The sequence below is a fragment of the Brevundimonas sp. UBA7506 genome, assembly GCF_002479495.1.
GTDB lineage: Bacteria > Pseudomonadota > Alphaproteobacteria > Caulobacterales > Caulobacteraceae > Brevundimonas.
Genome location: NZ_DLNQ01000002.1, coordinates 76971 through 99345, shown reverse-complemented (window position 1 = coordinate 99345; position 22375 = coordinate 76971). Strand labels below are relative to the sequence as shown.

General features: G+C 67.2%; 25 protein-coding genes and 2 tRNA genes. 21 read left to right on the top strand and 6 right to left on the bottom strand.

Annotation, left to right across the window (positions count from 1 at the left end; all coding sequences use genetic code 11):
* Positions 1-30: 30 nt before the first annotated feature.
* Together msrB and B3K53_RS01050 are read right to left on the bottom strand one after the other, a co-directional pair.
* Positions 31-522 carry a peptide-methionine (R)-S-oxide reductase MsrB gene (gene msrB / locus B3K53_RS01055; protein WP_292082142.1) on the bottom strand — a complete coding sequence of 164 codons (492 nt, stop codon included), beginning with the start codon at positions 520-522 and terminating at the stop codon, positions 31-33.
* A 141-nt stretch (positions 523-663) separates the two neighbouring features.
* The gene (locus tag B3K53_RS01050) at positions 664-2142 is read right to left on the bottom strand and encodes a hypothetical protein (protein WP_292082140.1); all 1479 of its coding nucleotides are present in this window, start codon (positions 2140-2142) and stop codon (positions 664-666) included.
* A 178-nt stretch (positions 2143-2320) separates the two neighbouring features.
* Here B3K53_RS01050 and B3K53_RS01045 point away from each other — a divergent pair, with 178 nt between their 5' ends.
* Positions 2321-2725 carry a DUF805 domain-containing protein gene (locus B3K53_RS01045; protein ID WP_292082137.1) on the top strand — a complete coding sequence of 135 codons (405 nt, stop codon included), beginning with the start codon at positions 2321-2323 and terminating at the stop codon, positions 2723-2725.
* Here the strand turns inward: B3K53_RS01045 and lipB are convergent.
* Positions 2701-3417: a lipoyl(octanoyl) transferase LipB gene (lipB, locus tag B3K53_RS01040; protein WP_292082134.1), complete on the bottom strand. Its 717-nt coding sequence runs from the start codon at positions 3415-3417 to the stop codon at positions 2701-2703. The two genes, B3K53_RS01045 and lipB, sit on opposite strands and share 25 nt — an antisense overlap.
* Before the next feature lie 9 nt (positions 3418-3426).
* Here lipB and B3K53_RS01035 point away from each other — a divergent pair, with 9 nt between their 5' ends.
* The 7 genes from B3K53_RS01035 (at position 3427) to B3K53_RS01005 (ending at position 8620) form a co-directional block, all read left to right on the top strand.
* Positions 3427-3732 carry a FliM/FliN family flagellar motor switch protein gene (locus B3K53_RS01035; RefSeq protein WP_313412952.1) on the top strand — a complete coding sequence of 102 codons (306 nt, stop codon included), beginning with the start codon at positions 3427-3429 and terminating at the stop codon, positions 3730-3732.
* Between the two features lie 199 nt (positions 3733-3931).
* Positions 3932-4016: transfer RNA gene (locus tag B3K53_RS01030), tRNA-Leu, on the top strand.
* Positions 4017-4074: 58 nt separating this feature from the next.
* Positions 4075-5490 (top strand): magnesium transporter, encoded by a 1416-nt coding sequence (gene mgtE / locus B3K53_RS01025; protein ID WP_292082132.1) that lies wholly within the window; start codon positions 4075-4077, stop codon positions 5488-5490.
* 23 nt (positions 5491-5513) lie between these two features.
* Positions 5514-6365, top strand: a complete 852-nt coding sequence (locus tag B3K53_RS01020; protein ID WP_292082130.1) for a lysozyme — start codon at positions 5514-5516, stop codon at positions 6363-6365.
* Between the two features lie 42 nt (positions 6366-6407).
* Complete coding sequence (locus B3K53_RS01015; protein ID WP_292082128.1) at positions 6408-7574, top strand: isovaleryl-CoA dehydrogenase; 1167 nt, start codon at positions 6408-6410, stop codon at positions 7572-7574.
* Complete coding sequence (locus B3K53_RS01010) at positions 7574-7888, top strand: hypothetical protein (protein ID WP_292082126.1); 315 nt, start codon at positions 7574-7576, stop codon at positions 7886-7888. Before B3K53_RS01015 ends, B3K53_RS01010 begins: the two co-directional genes overlap by 1 nt.
* A gap of 93 nt (positions 7889-7981) precedes the next feature.
* Positions 7982-8620, top strand: coding sequence for an exopolysaccharide biosynthesis protein (locus B3K53_RS01005; RefSeq protein ID WP_292082123.1), 639 nt, complete (start codon positions 7982-7984; stop codon positions 8618-8620).
* Positions 8621-8855: 235 nt separating this feature from the next.
* On the opposite strand, the gene flaF is transcribed toward B3K53_RS01005, so the two are convergent.
* Both flaF and flbT read right to left on the bottom strand, forming a co-directional pair.
* Positions 8856-9218, bottom strand: coding sequence for a flagellar biosynthesis regulator FlaF (gene flaF, locus B3K53_RS01000; RefSeq protein WP_292082122.1), 363 nt, complete (start codon positions 9216-9218; stop codon positions 8856-8858).
* The gene (gene flbT, locus B3K53_RS00995) at positions 9178-9603 is read right to left on the bottom strand and encodes a flagellar biosynthesis repressor FlbT (protein ID WP_292082120.1); all 426 of its coding nucleotides are present in this window, start codon (positions 9601-9603) and stop codon (positions 9178-9180) included. Before flbT ends, flaF begins: the two co-directional genes overlap by 41 nt.
* Positions 9604-9768: 165 nt before the next feature.
* On the opposite strand from flbT, the gene B3K53_RS00990 reads away from it, so the two are divergent.
* From B3K53_RS00990 to B3K53_RS00960, 7 genes are all read left to right on the top strand, one after another.
* A complete protein-coding gene (locus B3K53_RS00990; RefSeq protein WP_292082118.1) occupies positions 9769-10203 on the top strand; it encodes a hypothetical protein in 435 nt (144 codons plus the stop codon).
* A complete protein-coding gene (locus tag B3K53_RS00985) occupies positions 10200-10406 on the top strand; it encodes a hypothetical protein (RefSeq protein ID WP_292082117.1) in 207 nt (68 codons plus the stop codon). Before B3K53_RS00990 ends, B3K53_RS00985 begins: the two co-directional genes overlap by 4 nt.
* Positions 10407-10479: 73 nt before the next feature.
* Positions 10480-11340, top strand: coding sequence for an AAA family ATPase (locus B3K53_RS00980; protein WP_292082115.1), 861 nt, complete (start codon positions 10480-10482; stop codon positions 11338-11340).
* Between the two features lie 91 nt (positions 11341-11431).
* A complete protein-coding gene (locus B3K53_RS00975) occupies positions 11432-12349 on the top strand; it encodes a methyltransferase type 11 (RefSeq protein WP_292082111.1) in 918 nt (305 codons plus the stop codon).
* Between the two features lie 156 nt (positions 12350-12505).
* Positions 12506-13099, top strand: coding sequence for a YfbR-like 5'-deoxynucleotidase (locus B3K53_RS00970; RefSeq protein ID WP_114817816.1), 594 nt, complete (start codon positions 12506-12508; stop codon positions 13097-13099).
* 7 nt (positions 13100-13106) lie between these two features.
* Positions 13107-14072, top strand: coding sequence for an NUDIX hydrolase (locus tag B3K53_RS00965; protein ID WP_292082109.1), 966 nt, complete (start codon positions 13107-13109; stop codon positions 14070-14072).
* A 95-nt stretch (positions 14073-14167) separates the two neighbouring features.
* Positions 14168-14257: transfer RNA gene (locus B3K53_RS00960), tRNA-Ser, on the top strand.
* 61 nt (positions 14258-14318) lie between these two features.
* Here the strand turns inward: B3K53_RS00960 and B3K53_RS00955 are convergent.
* The gene (locus B3K53_RS00955; protein WP_292082107.1) at positions 14319-14450 is read right to left on the bottom strand and encodes a hypothetical protein; all 132 of its coding nucleotides are present in this window, start codon (positions 14448-14450) and stop codon (positions 14319-14321) included.
* Positions 14451-14680: 230 nt separating this feature from the next.
* Here B3K53_RS00955 and B3K53_RS00950 point away from each other — a divergent pair, with 230 nt between their 5' ends.
* The 6 genes from B3K53_RS00950 (at position 14681) to B3K53_RS00925 (ending at position 22371) form a co-directional block, all read left to right on the top strand.
* Complete coding sequence (locus B3K53_RS00950; protein WP_292082178.1) at positions 14681-16126, top strand: aldehyde dehydrogenase family protein; 1446 nt, start codon at positions 14681-14683, stop codon at positions 16124-16126.
* Positions 16127-16143: 17 nt separating this feature from the next.
* Positions 16144-16908, top strand: a complete 765-nt coding sequence (locus B3K53_RS00945) for a glucose 1-dehydrogenase (RefSeq protein ID WP_292082105.1) — start codon at positions 16144-16146, stop codon at positions 16906-16908.
* Entirely contained in the window at positions 16892-18013 is a 1122-nt protein-coding gene (gene leuB / locus B3K53_RS00940) for a 3-isopropylmalate dehydrogenase (RefSeq protein ID WP_292082103.1), read from the top strand. The genes B3K53_RS00945 and leuB overlap by 17 nt, the downstream gene beginning before the upstream one ends.
* 10 nt (positions 18014-18023) lie before the next feature.
* Positions 18024-19310: an acetylornithine deacetylase/succinyl-diaminopimelate desuccinylase family protein gene (locus tag B3K53_RS00935; protein WP_292082101.1), complete on the top strand. Its 1287-nt coding sequence runs from the start codon at positions 18024-18026 to the stop codon at positions 19308-19310.
* A 5-nt stretch (positions 19311-19315) separates the two neighbouring features.
* On the top strand, positions 19316-19885 hold the full coding sequence (locus B3K53_RS00930; protein ID WP_292082099.1) for a cupin domain-containing protein: 570 nt from the start codon (positions 19316-19318) through the stop codon (positions 19883-19885).
* Between the two features lie 290 nt (positions 19886-20175).
* On the top strand, positions 20176-22371 hold the full coding sequence (locus B3K53_RS00925) for a TonB-dependent receptor (protein ID WP_292082097.1): 2196 nt from the start codon (positions 20176-20178) through the stop codon (positions 22369-22371).
* Positions 22372-22375 lie beyond the last annotated feature (4 nt).

Sequence of the window (22375 nt, the reverse complement as noted above, 5' to 3'; positions counted from 1 at the left end):
CCATCACCCTAACTGCAAATGCGGCCAAGGTCAGGCGGTCCCGTCGCCGCGCCCCAGGGGGTCGGGCAGAGCCTCGCCTTCCGGCACGAAGCTGAGGGCGACCGAGTTGATGCAGTAGCGCAGGCCGGACGGCGGCGGGCCGTCAGGGAAGACATGGCCCTGATGACTGTCGCAGCGGGCGCAGCGGGTCTCGACGCGGACCATCCCGTAGCTGTCATCGCGGACGGCGCGCACATGGGTCTCATCCACCGGGACGCTGAAACTGGGCCAGCCCGTACCGCTCTCGAACTTGGTGGCCGAGCGGAACAGCGGCAGGCCGCATTCCCGGCAGCAAAAGACCCCGGCCCGCTTCTCGCCCAGCAAGGTGCCGCAGAAGGGCGCCTCGGTGCCGTGGGCCAGAAGGACACGCTTTTCCTCCGGCGACAGATCGGCCTCCAGGGCCACGCGCTGGCTCTTGCCGGGCGGCGTCAGGTCAAAGCCCGAGGGCGAACGCAGCGACGTGTGAGATTCTGTCTGGGTCATCCGCCCAAAATAGGAAGGGCCGGACGATGTTTCCACCGTCCGGCCCCAATGCCGTCTTCAATGCTCTAGACGGGCCTCAAGTAGCGAAGCGCGATAGGCCCTAGAACATGGCCTCAAGTAGCGCGAAGCGCGGTAGGCCCCTTAAAAGAGACCACCGACCCAGGTGCGGACGGCGACTTCGTCGGTCGGGTTGCCCGTGTAGGTCAGACCCTGAGCCGGGACATAGCCCTGGTTGTTGCCGCGCTTGCGCGTCGTCCAGGCCTTGTGGCCATAGCTGAAGTCAGAATAGTTGGACGGCAGACGCTGCACGGTCGGCTCGATGAAGATCGAATCCACGGCGGTCGCCGAACCGGCCAGTTGCACGTTCGGCAGGCGGGTCAGCAGATCCAGGGTGTCCAGGCAGCCGTTGGTGCAGCCGCCGTCGACCAGAACCACGACCTTGCCCTGCACCGGGTTGGCCGCGCCGGTGTCGGCGACCGACGGACGGCCCGGCATGACGAAGGTCGGTTGACCGGCGGCGATGGCCGCATCGAAGGCGGCGACGATGGCTTGGGTCTGTTCAATCACAGCGCCCGATTCCTGCACGAAGCGGGGGTCGGCCTGCATCCGGCCAAGGGTCTCGGCGAACCACTGACGGTTGGCCGGAGTGGCGCGATAGGTGATCTGACCGGCTTCCGGCTGGCGGCTGACGGTGAATTCCGGCGTCCAGATACGGTTGGCCAGGCCATAGCCGCGCGAGGTGGCGTTGACCGAGTCGCCGTCGGCGCCGCGCAGGTCAATGACCAGGCCCTGAGCGCCGCGCAGGGCGCCGACCTGGGCCTCGACCTGGGCGAAGAAGGCGTCCCAGCCGGCGTTGTCTTCCAGCGAGTTGACATGAACCCACGGACGACCGTCGACCTGTTCGATCGACAGCTTGGTCGCGCCGGGCGTGAAGACCGAGGCGCGGTAGGCGGCCTCCAGGTTGGCGGCGGTCGCCGGTTGCGGGCTCAGCGTATAGTCGCGGGTGCGACGGCCGACCTGGAACTCGCAGGTCGAGGGCACGCCGCCGGCCATGGGGTTGTTGCGGTTCCACAGCAGATAGGGGGCGGTGCGAACACGCGCGGCTTCCGTCGTCAGGTCGCCTTCGAAGCCGTCAAGCTTGGTCTTGGCGAAATCGGCGATCGGCTGGAGGTTGCAGGCCTTGACCACGGCCCCGACCGGCGGCGCCCCGCGCACGCCCGGCTGCACGTAGGAAACGACATATTCGCCGTTGCGCCAGGCCGTGGCCACGCCGGGCCAACCGGTGGCGAAGAAGGGGCTGGCCCCTTCAAAGGTCGGGCTGGTGGCGATGTTCGCGTCACGGAAACCGTTGGCGTAGTAGCGCAGCAGGTAGGCGTGGCTTTCGCCGCTGTTGACCTGACCGGCCTTGCCCATGGCGTCCTGCAGGCCGGAGTCGATCCAGCTGCGGAAGGATTCACTGGCGGCGCCCGGCACCACGGCAGCCGGATGGTTGGCCTTCAGCGCATCGTGCATGGCCTGAAGGTCCTGACGCGCGAGGTCGCTGAAGTTCTGGGCGGAAGCGCCGCCGGCCGCGAAGGCCAGTGCGAGAACCGCCGCCGAGGCGGTGAGCAGACGTTGCATGGAGGATACTCCCAGAGGGCCGTCGAAACGCGGGTTCGCCGTGTTTAAACCCAAGAAAGGTCCACGTTAAAGCCCCGCGACGAATTGACCGCGACGCTTGCCTTCGGACCGGTCGGTTTACTCAAGCCGGTCAGCGCCTTAAGCGGGATTGTTTCGCCCCTGCCAGAGCCGAAGTCGGATGCACCGCTTCTCAGACCTGTTCCTGACGTCCAGCGGCCGCATCGGTCGCATCGCCTTTCTCATTGGAGCAGGCGTTCTTCTGGCGATCTGGGCGGCGTTCGATCTGCTGGCGCCGCTGAAGGCGCGCGACCTGATGGGCTGGCTCGTCGCGGCGGCCCTGCTCTACTGCGCCGCCTGCCTGCTGTCGCAGCGTCTGCACGACCGAGGGCGGTCGGGATGGTGGAGCGGGCCGATCCTGCTGGCCTTCGCCATGGCCTGGCCTCGCCCTCAGGCTCCGTTCGACTGGATCGCCCTGGCCCTGCTGGTGATGGTCGTCGTCGATCTGGCCCTGCTGCCGGGGCAGAAGGCCTTCAACCGTTACGGCGCTTCACCTCGTGATCAGAGCGGCGCTTCGCCGTCCTGAACCGGGCCGAACACCCGCTGGAACGAGGCCTTCAGCGCCCCGTCCGCCTCATCCATCGTCGCCAGAACGCCCAGATCGACCAGGCTGGTCACGCCGTGCTCCGTGATGCCGCAGGGCACGATGCCGCCGAAATGGTCCAGGTCCGGCTCCACATTCAGGCTGATGCCGTGGAAGCTGACCCACTTGCGGACTTTGACGCCGATGGCGGCGATCTTGTCCTCGCGCGACCAGCCCGCGCCCTTGCGCTCGACCCAGACGCCGACGCGGCCTTCGCGCATCCCGGCCTCGACGCCGAACTGGTCCAGGGCGCCGATGATCCAGTCTTCCAGACCATGGACGAAAGCCCGCACATCCTTACCGCGCCGGTTCAGGTCCAGCATGACATAGGCCACGCGCTGGCCCGGCCCGTGATAGGTGAACTGCCCGCCCCGCCCCGTGCGGTGGACCGGGAAGCGGTCGGGCGCCAGCAGATCGTCGTCCTTGGCCGAGACCCCCGCCGTGTAGAGGGGCGGATGCTCCAGCAGCCAGACCACTTCCTCGGCCTCGCCCGCAGCGATGGCGGCGACGCGGGCCTCCATGACGGCGACGGCGGGTTCATAGTCGACATATCCGGTCGAGACAGCCCACTGCACGGGGCGGCCGTCGTCTCGGAGCAGCAAAGGTTCGGTCAGGCTTAACGGGTCGGCAAGCATGAGGCTTCAATGTGTGTCCTAACGCGTCGGCGCAAGGGCCACGCGTTGATTGCGAGTATCGTCTTGAGCCAGATCGAAGCCGTTGATGTCGAGATTTCGGTCGTGCTGGGCCGTTCGGTCCTGCCGATGCAACAGCTGCTGCGCATGGGTCGCGGCGCTGTGATTCCGCTCGACGCCTCGGAACGCGACGAGGTCTGGATTCTTGCCAACAATCACCCGGTCGCGCGCGGCGAGATCGAGATTCGCGACGATCGCATCGCCATCACCGTCACCCGCCCCGCCGACATCTATGACTTCATGGCCGGCGCGGCATAATTCTTAACCGCGCTCAAAAGGCTCCGCCTTCTCGACCCGACGCGGCTTCATGTTGGAGCCGCAATCAGAAGGCTCCGCCTTCTCGACCCGACGCGGCTATTGACGGCAAATCGGCAGGAAAAGCCGGGACTTCGCCTATTTCCGCAAAACCCCCTTTTCTTTCCGTCGCCTCTCCGCTATTGCCCGCCCTCCGATGCGAGCGGTCGTGGCGGAATTGGTAGACGCGCAGCGTTGAGGTCGCTGTGGGGCAACCCGTGGAAGTTCGAGTCTTCTCGACCGCACCATCTGATCTGACAGGGCGACACTCGGCTATACCAGGCTGACATTTCGGGGAGGCAGCACGTGACCAACACGGATACCGCCTCCCCGGCCCCTGCTCCCGAAATCGAAACCGAAGATCACGTCGCCCTCGGCGAGAACTACGCCCTGACGGCCTCCTTCGTCGAAAAGGTCGTGGACGCCGCCGACGACGGCGACGGCATGCGCCTGCGCGGCCTGCTGGAAGACCTTCACCCCGCCGACGTCGCCGACCTGATGGGCTTCCTGACGGCCGAGCATCGCGCCGTGGTGGTTCAGTGGCTGCCGCCGGACCTGCTGGCCGACACCCTGCCCGAGCTGGACGACGGCATCCGCGAGGAAGTGCTGGAACGGGTGCCTCACCTGACCCTGGCCGAGGCCCTGCAGGAGCTGGAATCCGACGACGCCGCCGCCGTGGTCGAGGATCTGGAGGACGACCAGCGCGAGAAGGTGCTGGCCGCCATGCCCGAGGTCGATCGCGCCGCGATCGAAACCTCGCTGGCCTATTCCGAGGATTCGGCCGGCCGCCTGATGCAGCGCGAGGTCATGGCCGCGCCGCAGTTCTGGAACGTCGGCGACACCATCGACCACGTCCGTCGCCAGGGCGAGGACCTGCCCGAGCTCTTCTTCGACATCTATGTCGTCGACCCGGTGAACCGCCCCGTCGGCGGCGTCGCCATCAGCCGCCTGCTGCGCGCGCCGCGCGAGACGCCGCTGTCCGAGCTGATGGAGCCGGTCAACGAGATTGATGTCGACGTCGACCAGGAAGAGGTCGCCTACATCTTCGAGAAGTACAACCTGATCTCGGCCCCGGTCGTCGACAGCGGCGGACGGCTGGTCGGTCAGCTGACGGTCGACGACATCGTCCACATCATCCAGGAAGAAAACCGCGAAGACATCCTGCGCCTGGCCGGCGTCTCGGACGAAGATCGGTCCTCGGGCGTGCTGGAGATCGTGCGCGGTCGCGTGCCCTGGCTGGGCATCAACCTGTTCACCGCCATTCTCGGCGCCGGGGTCATCGCCTTCTTCGAGGGCACGATCCAGCAGATCGTCGCCCTGGCCGTGCTGATGCCCATCGTCTCGGCCATCGGCGGCAACGCCGGCACCCAGGCCCTGACCGTCACCGTCCGCGCCCTGGCGACGCGCGAACTGACCTCCTCTAACGCCGTGCGCACCTTCTGGCGCGAGCTGACCGTGGGCCTGGCCAACGGCCTGGTGCTGTCGCCCCTGGTCGGTCTGGCGGCGGGCTTCTGGTTCCACGACTGGCGCATAGGGGCGGTCATCGCTACGGCCATGGTGCTGAACCTGCTGGTCGCGGCCACCGTCGGGGTTCTGACGCCCCTGACCCTGTCGAAGCTGAAGTTCGACCCCGCCGTCTCCTCGGCCGTCTTCGTGACGGCGACGACGGACTTCTTCGGCTTCCTCATCTTCCTGGGCCTGGCGACCATCGTCTTGCTCTGATCCGACGCCGTTCGGAACGCGGCTTGCTGCTTCGCCTGACGGGCGAGCAAGCCCGTTTCGAAATGGGTCATTCCGTGTCCGCAGCCCTGCCACAGCGTCTGAAGGTGTCCCGCGAGGGCCTGCTTCTGATCAAGAGCTTCGAGGGATTTCGTCCCCGGACGGTGCGTCGCCGCGACGGCGTGCCGGTCATCGGCTACGGCCACGTGAAATCTGCCCGCCCCGGCGCGACGATCAGCGAGGCCGAGGCCGAGCTGCTGCTGCAGTACGATCTGCTGCCCGTCGTCGAGACCATCAACAGCCGTGTCTCGATCCCGCTGAACCAGCATCAGTTCGACGCCCTGGCCAGCTTCATCTTCTCGGTCGGCGTCCAGCGCTTCGAAGGGTCCGACGTGCTGGAACAACTGAACGCCGGCGCCCCCGCCCGCGCCGCTGAGGCCCTGAGCGGCTGGCCCGATCGGGTCCAGCCCGCCATCGACGCCCCCTATCGCCGCCGCTCGGCCGAACGCGCCCTGTTCGACGCCGCGCCAGACCGGCCCGCGCCGCTGGATCTTCTGCTCACCGCGCCGGTCCAGGGCCCCAACACCGTCCAGCGCCCCGAAGACGACGCCCCTGCCACGGTTCAGGTGCTGCGCCATGAGAAGCGCACGGCACCGCCTGCCGCACTGAACGACACAGGCGCCGTCATCTTCATCGGCGGCATCGGTCTGCTAGCCTTCGCGGCCGGAATCGCCGCCTTCCGTCGCGTTCTGGCCGCCCAGCAGGCGACGGACGGCACCGTGCTGATCGGCGGCGCCCTGGCCGTCATCGGTCTGATCTTCATCGGCGTCGCGGGTTGGAACCTGACGCGCCAGCGGAACAATAAAAGCGTCGTCTGAGGCCGCTAGGCGAAGCGCGTGCGCGATGCTACGCCTTGCGGCATGAGCATTCCCTTCGCGCCCCAATCCATGGAATTCGGCCTCGGCGAGAACGCCGACGCCATTCGTGAAACCACCGCCCGCTGGGCCGCCGACCGGCTGGCCCCCCTCGCCGCCGAAATCGACGAAAAGAACGAGTTCAAACGCGAACTCTGGCCCGAAATGGGCGAGCTGGGCCTGCACGGCATCACCGTCGAGGAAGAGTTCGGCGGCCTCGGCCTCGGCTACCTCGAACACGTCGTGGCGATGGAGGAAGTGTCGCGCGCCTCGGCCTCGATTGGTCTGTCTTACGGCGCCCACTCCAACCTCTGCGTCAACCAGATCCGCCGCTGGGGCACGCCCGAGCAGAAGCACAGGTATCTGCCCAAGCTGATCTCGGGCGAGCATGTCGGCTCCCTGGCCATGTCGGAGGCCGGTGCGGGCTCGGACGTCATGTCGATGCGCACCCGCGCCGACAAGAAGGGCGACCGCTACGTCCTGAACGGCACCAAGTTCTGGATCACCAACGCCCCTTCGGCCGACACCCTGGTGGTTTACGCCAAGACCGACCCCGAGGCGGGCTCCAAGGGCTGCACCGCCTTCCTGGTCGAGCGCGGCATGAAGGGCTTCAGCGTTTCCAAGAAGCTGGACAAGATGGGCATGCGCGGCTCCGACACCGCCGAACTGGTGTTCGAGGACTGCGAGATCCCGGAAGAGAACGTCATGGGCCCGGTCGGCGGCGGCGCTGGCGTGCTGATGAGCGGCCTGGACTATGAGCGCGCCGTCCTGTCGGCCGGTCCCCTGGGCATCATGCAGGCGGCGCTGGACGTGGTCCTGCCCTACGTCCGCGAGCGCAAGCAGTTCGGCAAGGCCATCGGCAGCTTCCAGCTGATGCAGGCCAAGGTCGCCGACATGTACGTCGCCCTGAACAGCGCCCGCGCCTATGTCTACGCCGTGGCCCGCGCCTGCGATCAGGGCAAGACCACCCGCTATGACGCGGCCGGAGCCATCCTGCTGGCCTCGGAAAACGCCGTGAAGGTGTCGCTGGAGGCCGTCCAGGCCTTGGGGGGCGCCGGCTACACCAAGGAATGGCCGGTCGAGCGCCTGGTCCGCGACGCCAAGCTCTATGACATCGGCGCCGGCACCAACGAAATCCGCCGCTTCCTGATCGGCCGCGAACTGCTGGGCTGATGCTGCTGTTATCTGTCATCATGCTGACAGCGCTGGCCTGTGGGGGCTTGGGCCAATGGATGCTCATGTCCCTTCAGCAAGACATCTATCGCGCCACGCGGCGCCCCGGCACGAGCATGGATTCCGGCCTCGACCATCAGGACAAGCATCAGGTTAATCAGAGCTGGTGGAGGCTGATGACGATCAAGACCGATCCTTCATGGAAACCTGGCATTCGTCGTCGCCTGCTGTTCTTTCGTGCGCTCAGCGTGACATCCGCAATGCTCCTTATCGTTGCCGTTGCGATGGACCGGCTTGGATACGCAGGCACGTGACGAAACATTAAGCCGCACCCCATGCGTCAGGGATGGCGCATGGGGGACGCGCCCCCTAACTTGGCGAACCTTCGCTCCCCCGAGTCTCGCCTGATGACGCTTGTGCCCGCGCCGCCGCCTGATGAGAGCCGGACGTTTTCGGACGTTCTGGAATCGTTGGGTCGTGGCGATGATCCCAAGCTGACCCTGAAGGAAATGGTCGAGGCCTTCGGCGAACGCGGCTTCGGCGCCGTGATTCTGATGCTGGCGCTGATGGCTTTGATTCCCTGGCCCCCGGGCGGTAAGGCGGTCTTCTCGGTTCCGATCATCCTGATCGCCGCCGAACTGGCGCTACAGCGCGACAAGGTCTGGCTGCCGCGCTGGCTGATGAAAGCCTCCGTCAGCCGCGCTACCTACCAGAGCGCCAGTCAGAAGATCCTGCCGCGCCTGCGTCAGGTCGAACGCCTGACCCGGCCCCGCATTCCGGTTCTGACAGGAGAGGTCGCCGACGTCGTCGTCGGAACGATCTGCATCCTGCTGGCGCTGATGATGGCCCTGCCCGTGCCTTTCGGCGACGCCCTGCCCGGCCTGACGCTCGCCGTCTTCGGTCTGGCCATCATCCAGAGAGACGGCGTCTTCATCATCGCCGGACTGGTCGGCACGGCCATCTGCGGCGTCTACCTGACGCTGGTATGGACGACCGTCATGGCCATTATTCACGGCGTCGCTCATTGGTTCGCCACGATCTTCTAGCGCCACGAAAAAGCGCCGCCGGGTTGCCCCAGCGGCGCTTCATTGTCGGACCGCGAACGGCCTGACCGCTGCCTTCCCTAAGGATCAGGCCCGGGCCTCACGCGAGGTCCAGATCGCGGCCTTCGCTCGCGATTGATGACAATGAGACACTGGCCACCTCCTTTCGACTGCTGAACAGGAAGGTCAGGCTAGGACCGGTCGCAGCCTGTCGTAAAGGCCGCTCCCGCCATCGTGATCAGGCGGGTTGAGCCTGCGGCGCCAGGCCCTGCATCACCATGCGGTTGATGTCGATCAGGGTCTCGAAATCACCGTCGCCGCGCATCACCGCCGAGCTGTGCCGCCCGATGAACAGATCCAGAGAAATGATCTGCGCCCGCAGCGCCTGCGGCATGGCGTTGGACGGCTCGCTGCACGAGGTGGACAGGGTCGACCACAGCCGACGGTTCCAGTCGATCGCGTCGATCCGGGTGGTGATGTCCGACTTGTCGACCGTGGACGCGTGCATCAGGGCGCGGGTCACCTGGCCGAACAGCCGGTATTCCATTTCGCGCGGTGATTCAGCCCGCGTCGCCGCCGTCTTGTACGCTTGAAGCGACATTGCCGAGCCTTTGGTCTTCGTAATCGACGATCTTACGGGCGCCCATCAGGGCCTTGTAGTACTGCCGCGCCAGCACGTGCTTGGAGCAGGCGACGCATTCCGACAGGATTTCGGGGTTGCGGATCGCCCCCATGAACTCCGTCAGGCGCAGAGCGAATTCATCATAGAATTTCGCCGCCTCACCCTCGTCCAGATACATCATCATGACCGGGAAATAGATGCGGCGCGCGGGCGTGGTCGCCTCTTCGGGCTGCATGATGTCCTTTTCGCGCAAGACGCTGGCCTTGTTCTGCAGGACCAGGACGCCGCGCCGGTCGCCGTTCTGGACGACGGCGCCGTTCAGGACGAATTTCTCGCCGGGCTTGAGCGATAATTTCAGCGGCAAAGGGAATCTCCGTGACGCGCCCCAACCTGAACGGTCGGCGGCTGAGGAACTGTAAAGCGTCGTGGTTAACCATCTCTTCCACTTCTCTCCGGCGGCAGCCGCGAGCTGACGCGGAACGCCGCGCCGACCTGGGCCGTTGTCCTGAGGAACAGGGAGGTAGAGGCCGTGGCGCATACGGACATCGATTTCGACCCTCAGGATCAGGCCGAGATCTATGACGAGACCCATATCGACGACGAAGGCGACGGCGATCTCTCGCTGGATGAAGCCGACGACGTGCTGGACGTCACCCAGGCCGACGGCGACGCCGACGACGAACCGTTCGACGAGGAGGACCAGGATCTGGACGCGGCGCTGGCGCTTGAGGGCATCGAAGCGGAGGCGGACGCCTTGCTGGGCGTGGACCCGCCCCGGGTCAGCGAGATCGACGCCGACGGCGAGGTCGGCTCGGGCCCGGACGAGGTCGAACTGGTCTACGCCGGCCTGATGCGCAACCAGCGCGGCGCCCAGGCCAGCGCCGCCCACTGGGAGGCGAAGCGCCTGTCCGACGACGACATCGAGGACCTGGGCTATGGCCCTGATACTGAGGAGAGAGCATGAGCGACCATCACCCGACCAAGGCCCATGAAGACGCCGACCCCAACACCCCGCCCGCCAAGAAGGCCCCCCGCGAGGAAGGCAAGCCCGACCAGTTGAAGGACAAGGAAAAGGAAGCGGAGAATCGCCAGGAAGCCCTGATCGACGAGGGCGTCGAGGAAACCTTCCCCGCCAGCGACCCGGTTTCGGCCAAGCGCATCACCTGACCTTCGTGGCGGCCTGTTCAGGCGCGTCCTGATAAGCTACCTGCTCATCTCCCCCGATTGGAGCAGGTTGTTCATGAGCCGGTTCGAAGGCACGTCCAACTACATCGCCACCGACGACCTGAAGGTCGCCGTCAATGCCGCGGTGGCGCTGGAGCGCCCCCTGCTGATCAAGGGCGAGCCGGGCACCGGCAAGACGGTCCTGGCCTATGAGCTCGCGCGGGCGCTGAACGCGCCCCTGATCACCTGGCACGTCAAGTCGACGACCAAGGCCCACAACGGCCTCTATGAATACGACGCCGTCAGCCGCCTGCGCGACAGCCAGCTGGGCGACGAGCGGGTCCACGACGTCCGCAATTACCTGAAGAAGGGCAAGCTGTGGGAGGCCTTCACCGCCCCGGCCCGCCCCGTCCTGCTGATCGACGAGATCGACAAGGCCGACATCGAGTTCCCCAACGACCTGCTGCAGGAACTCGACCGGATGGAGTTCTACGTCCAGGAAACGGATGAGACGATCCGCGCCGAGATCCGTCCGGTGGTCGTCATCACCTCGAACAACGAGAAGGAGTTGCCGGACGCCTTCCTGCGCCGCTGCTTCTTCCACTACATCCGCTTCCCTGACGCCGTGACCATGCAGGACATCGTCGAGGTCCACTTCCCCGGCATCAAGCCGCGCCTGGTCGCCGAGGCGCTGCGGACCTTTTACGAGATCCGCGACACGCCGGGTCTGAAGAAGAAGCCCTCGACCTCGGAGCTTCTGGACTGGCTGAAACTGCTGCTGGTCGACGACGTTTCGCCTGAGACCCTGCGCGAGAAGACGCCGGGCAAGCTGATCCCGCCCCTGCACGGCGCCCTGCTGAAGAACGAGCAGGACGTGCATCTGTTCGAACGCCTGGCCTTCCTGAACCGTCGCGAAGGCGGCCGCCCCGGCTCCTGAAGCCGCCGCGCTTCCGCCCCCGTCGATTACCGCGATTTCACTGGAATAGCCGCGCCTTGCGCGCACAATCGGACCTGAACAGGAGCCGACCATGCATCATCTCCTCTGGCCCGCCTGCGCCTTGGCGCTCATGACCGCCGCCTGCGACAACGCGGGCACGGTGCGCATCACCTCGACCACGTCCGGCAAGGAAGCCGGCGTGCTCAAGGTCGTCGACACCCTGCAATGCCCGCAGACCCAGGGCGTGCTGACCCGCAAGGGCTCGGCCCAGGCTGACGGGACCGCCTGCGTCTACAGCGGCCCGCGCGGCTCCGAGGTCACCCTGCATCTGGTTTCGCTGAACGGGGGATCGGTCCAGGACGCGCTGAAGAAGTTCGAAGACCGCCTGTCGGCCGATCTGCCGGAAGCCCTGGCGGAAGCCCGCGCCGACGAAGACCGCGCGCGCGCCGAGGCTGCCAGGGCCGAAGCCGACGCCGCCCGGGCAGAGGCAGAAGCCGAGCGCGCGGGCGCCGACGCCGAACGCGCGGCGGCCAAGGCCGAAACCGAGGCCGAGGCCGCTGCGGACTCGGCGCACATCAGCGCGCCCGGCATGCGCATCGACGCTCAGGGCGACAAGGCCACCATCCGCCTGCCCGGGATGCATATCGACGCCGACGGCGACCGCGCCAACATCAAGATCGGCGGCATCACCATTCGCGCCGACGACCGGAACAGCCAGGTCAACGTCCGCTCCAGGTCAGGCTCGAGCTCGGACGCCGACACCGTGACAATCGACGCCAGCGACGGCGGCGCCCGCATTCGCACCAGTTCCCCAGGCGAAGCCGTCCGCGCCACCTTCATGATGACCGCCGACCAGTCCTCGACCACAGGCTGGCGCGTCGTCGGCTATGAGGCGCGCGGCCCGTCGGGCGGCCCCATCGTCGTCGCCACCGTGCGCGGCAAGGATCGCAACGAAAACCGCGTGTTCGAGGCCGCCAAGGCCCTGGTGACCCTCAACGTCGGGGATTAACCCCCACGAATCGCAACGCTTGGCCTTGATCGGGCGTTCGGGATGCGTCACCTCACCTGCCCCATGCGCAGGATCCCGAACTTGGCCGAAGAACACGAAGACCTGGCGCCCAAGCCCAAGCCCAGAGCCCCCAAGCCCCCGCGCGCCTGGCAGCGGATGCTGTCGGGCCGCCGCCTCGACCTGCTCGATCCCTCGCCGTTCGACATCGAGATCGAGGACATCGCCCACGGCCTGGCCCGTGTCGCCCGCTGGAACGGCCAGACGATCGGCGAGCACGCCTTCTCGGTCGCCCAGCACTCGCTGGTGGTCGAGGAGATCGCCGCCCACATCCGCCCGGGGCTGGAGCCGAAATGGCGCCTGGCCGCCCTGCTGCACGACGCCTCGGAATATGTGATCGGCGACATGATCTCGCCGTTCAAGTCGGCGCTCGGCGCCGGCTACAAGGACTTCGAGGCTCGGCTGGAAGCCGCCATCCACGTCCGCTTCCAGTTGCCGCCCAAGACGCCGCAGACGATCAAGACCCTGATCAAGAAGGCCGACCGCGCCTGCGCCTTCTATGAGGCGACGCAACTGGCCGGTTTCAACCGCCGCGAGTCGCTGCAGATCTTCGGCGCCCCGCCCGCCGGCTATGACCTGATCATCGACCCCCTGCCCGCCTCGGTGGCGCAGCAACGCTATCTGGACCGCTACCGCGTTCTGGCCGAAGCTGTCGGCATCCTGCCCGGCGCCGACGCCTGGCACACGGAATAGGGACTGCATGACGCAGGCGGGGGCGCTTCAGGGTCACGAACAGGGCGTGCGGATCGGCCTGTCGGCCGTGGTCATCGCCCTGCGCGCGGGTCAGGCCGTGGTCCTGACCACCCATGCCGCCGACGGGGCCCCGGCCCTGCCCTTCGGCCCCTTCGATCCGGCGCGCGACCGCACCTTCGAACTGGCCCTGCGCGCCTTCGTCACCGCGCAGACCGGCTTTCCGCTCGGCTTCGTCGAACAACTCTATACCTTCGGCGACGCGGGCCGCGCCTCGCCGCGCGCCACGCCCGGCCCTGAGCGCGCCCGCGAGGTCTCGGTCGGCTATCTGGCCCTGACCGCCGACGCCCCAGAGGCCCCAGAGGCCCCCGGCCTGGACGCCGCCTGGACGCCCGTGTTCGACATCTTCCCCTGGGAGGACTGGCGCGACGGCCCGCCCGCCGTGATGGCGACGCTGACGCCCGCCCTGCGCGCCTGGGCAGACGGCGACGCCCGCCGCCTGGGCCGCGCCGAGACCCTGTTCGCCCTGACGCCCGAGCGCCGTTGGAACGAGGAACGGGTGCTGGAGCGCTATGAGTTGCTCTATGAGGCCGGCCTGGTCGCCGAATCCGCCCGCGACCACGACCGTCCCCCGCCGTCGGCTCTGCCCGATCTGCCGATGGCCTCCGACCACCGCCGCATCGTCGCCACCGCCCTGGGCCGCCTGCGCTCCAAGCTGAAGTACCGCCCGGTCCTGTTCGACCTGACGCCGGACACCTTCACGCTTTCCGCCTTGCAGGCGGCGGCAGAGGCCGTGGCCGGCCTGTCGCTGCACAAGCAGAACTTCCGTCGCGGCGTCGAACGCGCCGGTCTGGTTCAGGCCACAGGCGTCTTTTCCAGCGATACCGGCGGTCGTCCGGCCGAGCTTTTCCGCTTCGTCGGCGCCGATCCCTTGGGCGGCCCCGCGCCCGGCCTGACCCTGCCCGGACAGCGCTGAAAATTTTATCGAATTTCTTCGCTGGAATCGCTTGCGGCCCGCGCCGCCTTTGACTAGAGAAGCCCCTCGCTCGACCAAGCGAATATCGGCCCCGCGGAGAGGTGGCAGAGTGGTCGAATGTACCGCACTCGAAATGCGGCGTACGTGGAAGCGTACCGTGGGTTCGAATCCCACCCTCTCCGCCACCGGCCTTTGATCAAAGCAGTCGCCCTTCGGGGCAGCGTCCCTGCGATCGCCATGCCCCTGTCAGCCGACGATGGCCGCATAGAGGCTGACGCCGAACGCCACGAGCACCGCCAGGGCGGACAGCACGGCGCCGATAGCGCCTATGACCAGGATGACGATGAGCAGGACTTCCTGCAGCGACGAAGGCTTCATCAAGAAAGCCTAGCTTTGCCGTCGCGCAGCGTCGAGCCCCTCAACCGGAGCCCTCGTCGATCCGCTCGATGATGATCACCGGTGCGCATTTCGATCAGAATTCCGATCACGTCGAACGCAAAATCAGTCACTTGCAACCAGACCAAAAAGGGCTTGTTGCATAATCCATAATCAGGCCCACTGGCTTTCGAACGTTCGCGGCGGCGAGCGATGAGGATGAGCAGAGCTTGATGGTCGCGCCCTTTCCTACCGATCAGGTCTTCATCGGCGGCCGGTGGCGCGCGCCGGTCGGCGGCGGCGTTCTGCCGATCGAAAATCCCTCGAGCGGCGAATCCCTGGGATCACTGGCCGCAGGCCGATCAGAGGACGTGGACGCCGCCGTCGAGGCCGCCCGCGCCGCCTTCGACGGAAACTGGGGCCGCATGACGGCGGTGGAGCGCGGCCGCATCCTGGCCCGCATGGGGCGCGAGGTCGAAGCCCGCATCGACCTGCTGGCCGAGCTTGAGGCTCTGGACGTCGGCAAGCCGCTGAAACAGGCGCGCAACGACGTCATCGCCCTGGCCCGCTATCTGGAATTCTACGCCGGAGCCGCCGACAAGCTGCACGGCGAGACCATTCCCTTCCAGGACGGCTACACCGTCTACACCCTGCGCGAACCGCACGGGGTGACGGGCCACATCATCCCCTGGAACTATCCGATGCAGATCATCGGCCGCTCGGTCGTGGCCGCCCTGTGCGTCGGCAACGCCGTGGTGCTGAAGCCCGCCGAGCAGGCCTCGCTTACCGCCCTGGCCTTCGCCAATGTCGCCGCCGACTGTGGTCTGCCCGCAGGCGCCTTGAACGTCGTGACCGGCACGGGCGCCGAGGCGGGCGCGGCCCTGGCCGCGCATCCCGGGATCAACCACCTGTCCTTCACCGGCTCGACCGGGGTGGGCGTCGCCATCCAGCAGGCGGCGGCGGTCAACGCCGTGCCGGTGACGCTGGAGCTGGGCGGCAAGTCGCCCCAACTGGTGTTCGACGACGCCGATCTGGACAAGGCCCTGCCCTTCCTCGTCAACGCAGGCGTCCAGAACGCGGGCCAGACCTGTTCGGCCGGATCGCGCGTCCTGGTCCAGCGCGGCGTGTATGACGAGGTGGTCCGCCGCATGGCCGAACGCTTCGCCGCCCTGACCGTTGGCCCGGCCATGGACGACCGCGATGTCGGCCCGCTGGTGTCGAGGAAGCAACAGGCCATGGTCGAAGGCTTCATCGAGAAGGGCCGCGCCGACGGCCTGATCGTGGCCCAGGCGACGCTGGCCGACCTGCCGTCAGGCGGCGCCTATGTCGCCCCGACCCTGTTCGCCAATGTCGCGCCCGATCACCCGCTGGCGCAGCAGGAAATCTTCGGTCCCGCCGTGGTCGTCATCCCCTTCGACACCGAAGAGGACGCGGTCGCAATCGCCAACGGCACCGACTACGGCCTGGTCGCCGGAGTCTGGACCGCCGACGGCGGGCGGCAGATGCGGCTGGCGAAACGGCTGAGGGCCGGACAGGTCTTCATCAACAACTACGGCGCGGCGGGCGGGGTGGAACTGCCTTTCGGCGGCGTCGGCAGGTCGGGCCATGGTCGCGAGAAGGGGTTCGAGGCGCTCTACGCCTTCACCACGCTCAAGACCGTCGCGGCCCATCACGGATAGCGCAAGGGAGTAGCGTCTTGGGGGAGAACAGATCGAAGCGGCTGGAGGGCAAGCGAGCGATCGTCACGGGCGGAGCCTCCGGCTTCGGCGCCGGAATCGCGCGCCGCTTCGCCGAAGAAGGCGCCCGCGTCATCGTCGCCGACCTGAACGGCGACGCCGCCCGCGCCCTGGCCGCTGAACTGGGCGACGAAGCACTGGGCGTGCAGGTGGATGTATCCAGCAACGCCGACGTCACCGCCCTGGCCGAGACCGCCAACCGCCTGCTGGGCGGGGTCGACATCGTGGTCAACAACGCAGGCGTCGGCCACACGCCCCAGCCGCTGGACGAACTGTCGGATGAAGCCTTCGACCGCATCGCCAACGTCAACATGCGCGCCATCTATCTGATGTCGAAAGCCTTCGTCCCGGCGATGAAGGCCCAGGGGTCCGGCGCCATCCTGAACATCGCCTCGACCGGCGGGGTCAGCCCCCGCCCTAACCTGACCTGGTACAACGCCTCCAAGGGCTGGGTCATCACGGCGACGCGGGCCATGGCGGTCGAACTGGCGCCCTTCCAGGTGCGGGTGAACGCCCTGAACCCGGTGGCGGGCGACACCCCCCTGCTGAAGACCTTCATGGGTGCCGACACGCCCGAGGTTCGCGCCAAATTCCTCGCCTCCATCCCCATCGGCCGCTTCTCGACGCCGGAGGACATGGGCGCCGCCGCCGCCTTCCTCTGCTCGGACGACGCCTCGATGATCACCGGCGTGGCCATGGAGGTGGACGGTGGCCGCTGCATCTGACCGCCCTTTCAAGCTGCTGGTCCTTCCGGGCGACGGCATCGGACCCGAGATCATCCGCGAGACCCTGCGCGTCGCCGACTGGTTCGGCCGCAACGCCGGGCTGCGAATTGAGCTGAGCGAGGGACTGGCGGGCGGCGCCAGCATCGACGCCGTCGGCGCCCCCGTCGCCGAGGATGTGGTCGAGCAGGCCCTGGCCTCCGACGCCGTCCTGTTCGGCGCGGTCGGCGGGCCGAAGTGGGACCACCTGCCCCGCGCCCAGCGGCCCGAGATGGGCATCCTGCGCCTGCGCCAGGCGCTGGACCTCTACGCCAACCTGCGCCCCGCCGTCTGTTTCGACGAACTGCTGGACGCCTCGGCGTTGAAGCCCGAGCTGATCCGGGGCCTCGACATCCTTATCGTGCGCGAGGCGACGGCGGGGGTCTATTTCAGCCTGCCGCGCGCCAATGAAGTCGGCTCTGACGGCCAGCGCCGCGCCTACGACACCCAGGCCTACACCGAGGCCGAGATCGCCCGCGCCTGCCGCACGGCCTTCGAGCTGGCGCGCACACGCAAACGCCGCCTCTGCTCGGTGGACAAGGCCAATGTCATGGAGACCGGCGCCCTGTGGCGGGCCGTCGTCACGGAAGTCGCCGCCGACTATCCCGACGTGGAGCTAAGCCATATGTACGCCGACAACTGCGCCATGCAGCTGGTCCGGCGGCCGGACCAGTTCGACGTCATCGTCACCGACAACCTGTTCGGCGACATCCTGTCCGACGCGGCGGCGGCCCTGACGGGTTCGCTGGGCCTGCTGCCCTCGGCCTCCCTGTCCGGCCTTGGACAAGGCGGGCGCAGCCGGGGCCTGTACGAGCCGATCCACGGCTCGGCCCCCGACATCGCGGGCCAAGGCGTGGCCAATCCCATCGCCGCCATCCTGTCCTTCGCCCTGTGCCTGCGCTGGTCCTTCGATCGGGCGGACCTGGCGGACAAGCTGGAGCGCGCGGTGCGTCAGGTCGTGTCCAGCGGCGTCCGCACCCCCGACATCGCGGAAGCCGGCGTCGCCCCCGTCTCCACCCTTCAGATGACCGACGCGGTTTTGGCCGCGCTGGACGCCCAGTTCGCGTGAGGATCGACCAATGAGCGCCCCCACCTTGCAGACCGTCATGGACCTGATCGACGGCCGCACCGACGAATTGGTCGCCCTGACCCAGGATCTGATCCGCTTCCCCACCGTCAACCCGCCAGGGGAGGCCTATCGCCCCTGCGCCGAATACATCGGTGAGCGACTGAAGAAGCGCGGCTTCACCGTCGAATATGTGCGCGGCGAAGGCTCGCCGGGCGACAGCGACCAGTACCCGCGCACCAATGTCATCGCCCGCTGGCAGGGCTCCGAGCCGGGGCCTTGCGTCCACTTCAACAGCCATATCGACGTGGTCGAGGTCGGGTCCGGCTGGACCGTCGATCCCTTCGGCGGCGAAGTGAAGGACGGCCGCGTCTACGGCCGGGGCGCCTGCGACATGAAGGGCGGGCTGGCCGCCTCCATCATCGCGGTCGAGGCCCTGATCGATTCCGGCCTGCCCCTGCCCGGCGCGCTCGAAATCTCCGGCACGGTGGACGAGGAATCGGGCGGCTACGGCGGCGTCGCCTATCTGGCCGAGCGTGGCTGGTTCTCCGAGCCGCGCGTCAACCACGTCATCATCCCCGAACCGTTGAACGTGGACCGGGTCTGCATCGGCCATCGCGGCGTCTGGTGGGCCGAGATCGAGACCAAGGGCCGCATCGCCCACGGCTCCATGCCCTTTCTGGGCGACTCCGCCATCCGCCACATGGGCGCGGTGATGGAGGAGTTCGAGAGCAAGCTCTACCCCGCCATGGCCGCCCGCCATTCCGACATGCCGGTCGTGCCCGAGGGCGCCCGCCAGTCGACGATGAACATCAACTCCATCCACGGGGGTCAGGCCGAAGGTTTCGATGGTCTGCCCGCGCCCTGCGTCGCTGATTCCAGCCGCATGATCATCGACCGTCGCTTCCTGATCGAGGAAACCCTCGAAGAGGTGAAAGGCGAGGTGAAGGCCATCCTCGACGGCCTGGCGGCCCAGCGCCACGGCTTCCGCTACGAGATGCGCGACCTGTTTCAGGTGGCGCCCAGCATGGCCGACCGGGATGGTCCCGTCGCCAGCACCACCGCCGCCGCCATCGAGACGGTGCTGGGACGCAAGGCCCAGTTCGTCTGCTCGCCCGGCACCTATGACCAGAAGCACGTCGACCGCATCGGCAAGCTGAAGGACTGCATCGCCTACGGCCCTGGCGTCCTGGACCTGGCGCACCAGCCCGACGAATGGGTCGGCATCGAGGACATGACCAACTCGGCCAAGGTCATGGCCCGCGCGGCCTATGACCTTCTGACCCGCAAGCGAGGATGAGCGACATGGCGCGTGGCGACGGCGACGACGGCGACAACATCATCGGCCCGCGCCTGCGGGCGCTTCGGGACCGGCTGGGCCTGTCGCAGCGGGCGCTGGCGCGCAAGGCCGGGGTGCCGTCCAGCACCGTCAGCCTGGTCGAGAGCGGCCGCACCAGCCCCTCGGTCGGCTCGCTGAAACGTCTGCTGGACGCCGCCGGCGTGTCGCTCGGCGAGTTTTTCAGCTCCGAGTTCGAGACCCCGACCAAGCACTTCTATCGCCACGACGAACTGACCGACATCTCGCGCGGCGAGGTCTCCTATCGCCAGCTCGGCTCGGGTCAGGACAGCAGCTTGCAGATCCTGCACGAGACCTATCAGCCCGGCTCGGACAGCGGCCGCGTCATGCTCTCTCACGAGGGCGAAGAGGGCGGGCTGATCATTTCCGGCCGTCTGGAAGTCACCGTGGACGGCCAGTCGCGCGTGCTGAAAGCCGGCGACGGCTACCTCTTCCCCAGCACCCTGCCCCACCGCTTCCGCAATGTCGGCGACGTCCCTTGCGTCGTCATCAGCGCCTGCACCCCGCCGACCTTCTGACCCCGCGTTGCACTTGCTCAGAATACTGAGCGAGAAAAATAAAATTACCCATCTTCTCAGCCCATTGGCCTCCTGAAGAAACAGGCTTGTCGATCTTGCCGTTTCGCCAGCTACTTCGTGCGTGACAGACGAGTGACACCGGAGACAGCCTAGGGAAATGCAAGGCTTGCTGCGTTGCACAAAGCCCGGAGGCCGAGGATAGATTACGGGTGGCGGAACCGTCGTTCCGCCTCGGCCGCAACGAGACCGCTGAAGAAAGGTCCGCGCGGCGTCATGGGAGGGATGAGGCGATGAATCGTCTTTTGGTCAGCGTATCCGTCGGGGCGCTCGCAGCCCTGTGTTCCACCACCGCCATGGCCCAGCAGGCGCCGCCTGACCGAGCCACCACGATCGACGAAGTCATTGTCACCGCCCAGCGCCGCGAGCAGGCGGCCCAGGACGTCGGCATCGCCCTGAGCGTCCTCAGCGGCGAAAGCCTGGTCCAGCAGGGCATCACCAACGTCAACCAGCTTCAGAACGCCACGCCCAACCTCGAGGTCGAACCGGCCTTCGGCGGCGGCGCGGCCCAGTTCCGGATGCGCGGCGTCGGCTTCCAGGACTACGCCTCGAACAACTCGCCCACCGTCGGCGTCTATGTGAACGAGGTCGCCTATCCGGTCCCGGTCATGACCCAGGGCCTGATCTTCGACATCGACCGGGTCGAGGTCCTGCGCGGGCCGCAAGGCACCCTCTACGGCCGCAACACCACGGGCGGCGCCATCAGCTTCGTCACCAAGCGCCCGACCGAGGAGTTGTCGGCCGGCCTGATGACCGAATGGGGCAGCCACGACCTGTTCCGCGCCGAGGGCCATGTCTCGGGCCCGCTGGCGGGCGGCCTGCGCGGCCGCCTGGCGGTCTCGACCGAACAGGGCGGCGCCTGGCAGCGCAACCGCACGACCGGCGAATCGCTCGGCGACGCCGACCGCACCGGCGCCCGCGCCCTGCTGGCCTGGGATCCGAGCGAAAGCCTGTCCCTGCTGCTCGATGTTCATGGCGGGATCGACAAGTCCGAGAACCTGGGCCTCTACCTGCTCAGCGATCTGCGCACGCGCGGCGGAACCGGCCCGACCATTCTCGCGGACAAGGATCACTCCAAGACCGGCTGGGGCCTGTCGCCGCGCTTCGCCGCCTCGATCGGCCGCGACGTCACGGACAAGCCGGGTCGCGACAACTCGTCCTGGGGCACGTCGCTGAACGCCAACCTGGCGCTCAAGGGCATGAACCTGACCAGCATCACCAGCTACGAGACCCTGGACCGCAGCGAATACGGCGACTGGGACTCCAGCGCCTCGGTCGAGGCCGACACCTTCTTCGGCAGCGATGTGGACGTGCTCTCGCAGGAACTGCGCCTGGCTTCGGATAACGACAGCGCCCTGACCTGGGTGGCCGGCTTCTATTATTCCAAGCAGGATCTGAACGAGCGCTACTTCTCGGACTTCATCGACATCTACGGCACCTACGCCCAGGTCACCTATGACCAGTCGGTCGAATCCTGGAGCCTGTTCGGTCAGGCGGAATACGCCTTCGCCGAGCGCTGGAAGGCCATCGTCGGCCTGCGCTACGAGGAAGAGACACGCGAGCTTCAAGGCTTCGGCTCGGCCTTCGGCGGCGCCACCGCCCTGCCCCCGACCACGGTCGACACCAAGATGACGCCCCTGACGGGCAAGGCGGCGCTGGAGTTCAAGCCGGCCGACAACATCCTGATCTACGGCTCGGCCAGTCGCGGGGCCAAGTCGGGTGGCTTCACGACCTACAACACCGGCAATCGCAGCGGCATCGAGCCCTTCAACCCGGAAATCCTCTGGGCCTACGAAGTCGGCTTCAAGGCCGATCCCTCGCGCGCCGTTCAGCTCAATGGCGCCGCCTACTACTACGACTACACCGACCAGCAGGTCCTGTCGGCGGTCTGGGGCGCCAACGGGCCCGTCGGCCGCTTCACCAACGTGCCTTCGTCCCACATCTGGGGGGCGGAACTGGAGGCGGTGCTCAAGCCTATCCAGGGCCTGCGGATCAGCCAGTCGCTCAGCTACAAGAAGGGCGAATACGACGAATACGAAGCCCTCGACGTCCCCGCGTCGCGCGCCGCCAACATGGCCATCTTTGAAGACAAGGCGGGCGACCCGATTCTCTTCCCCGCCTGGAGCTACGCCGGGTCGATCAGCTACGACTGGATGGTCAGCGGCTTCGCCGTCACCGCCGAGGCCAACTACAGCTATCGTGACGAATACCCCTCGTGGCTGGGCGTCAAGTACGACGTGCCGGACTACTGGCTGGCCAACGCCAGCGTGACGGTCGGCCCAGAGAGCGCCAACTGGTCCGTCACCTTCTGGGCGCGCAATCTGTTCGATCAGGAATACGACCTGACGCGCAACTTCTTCACCAGCGCCGACATCGCCCAGCCGGGTCGGCCGCGCACGATCGGCGCACGCCTCAGCTTGCAGTATTGAGGAT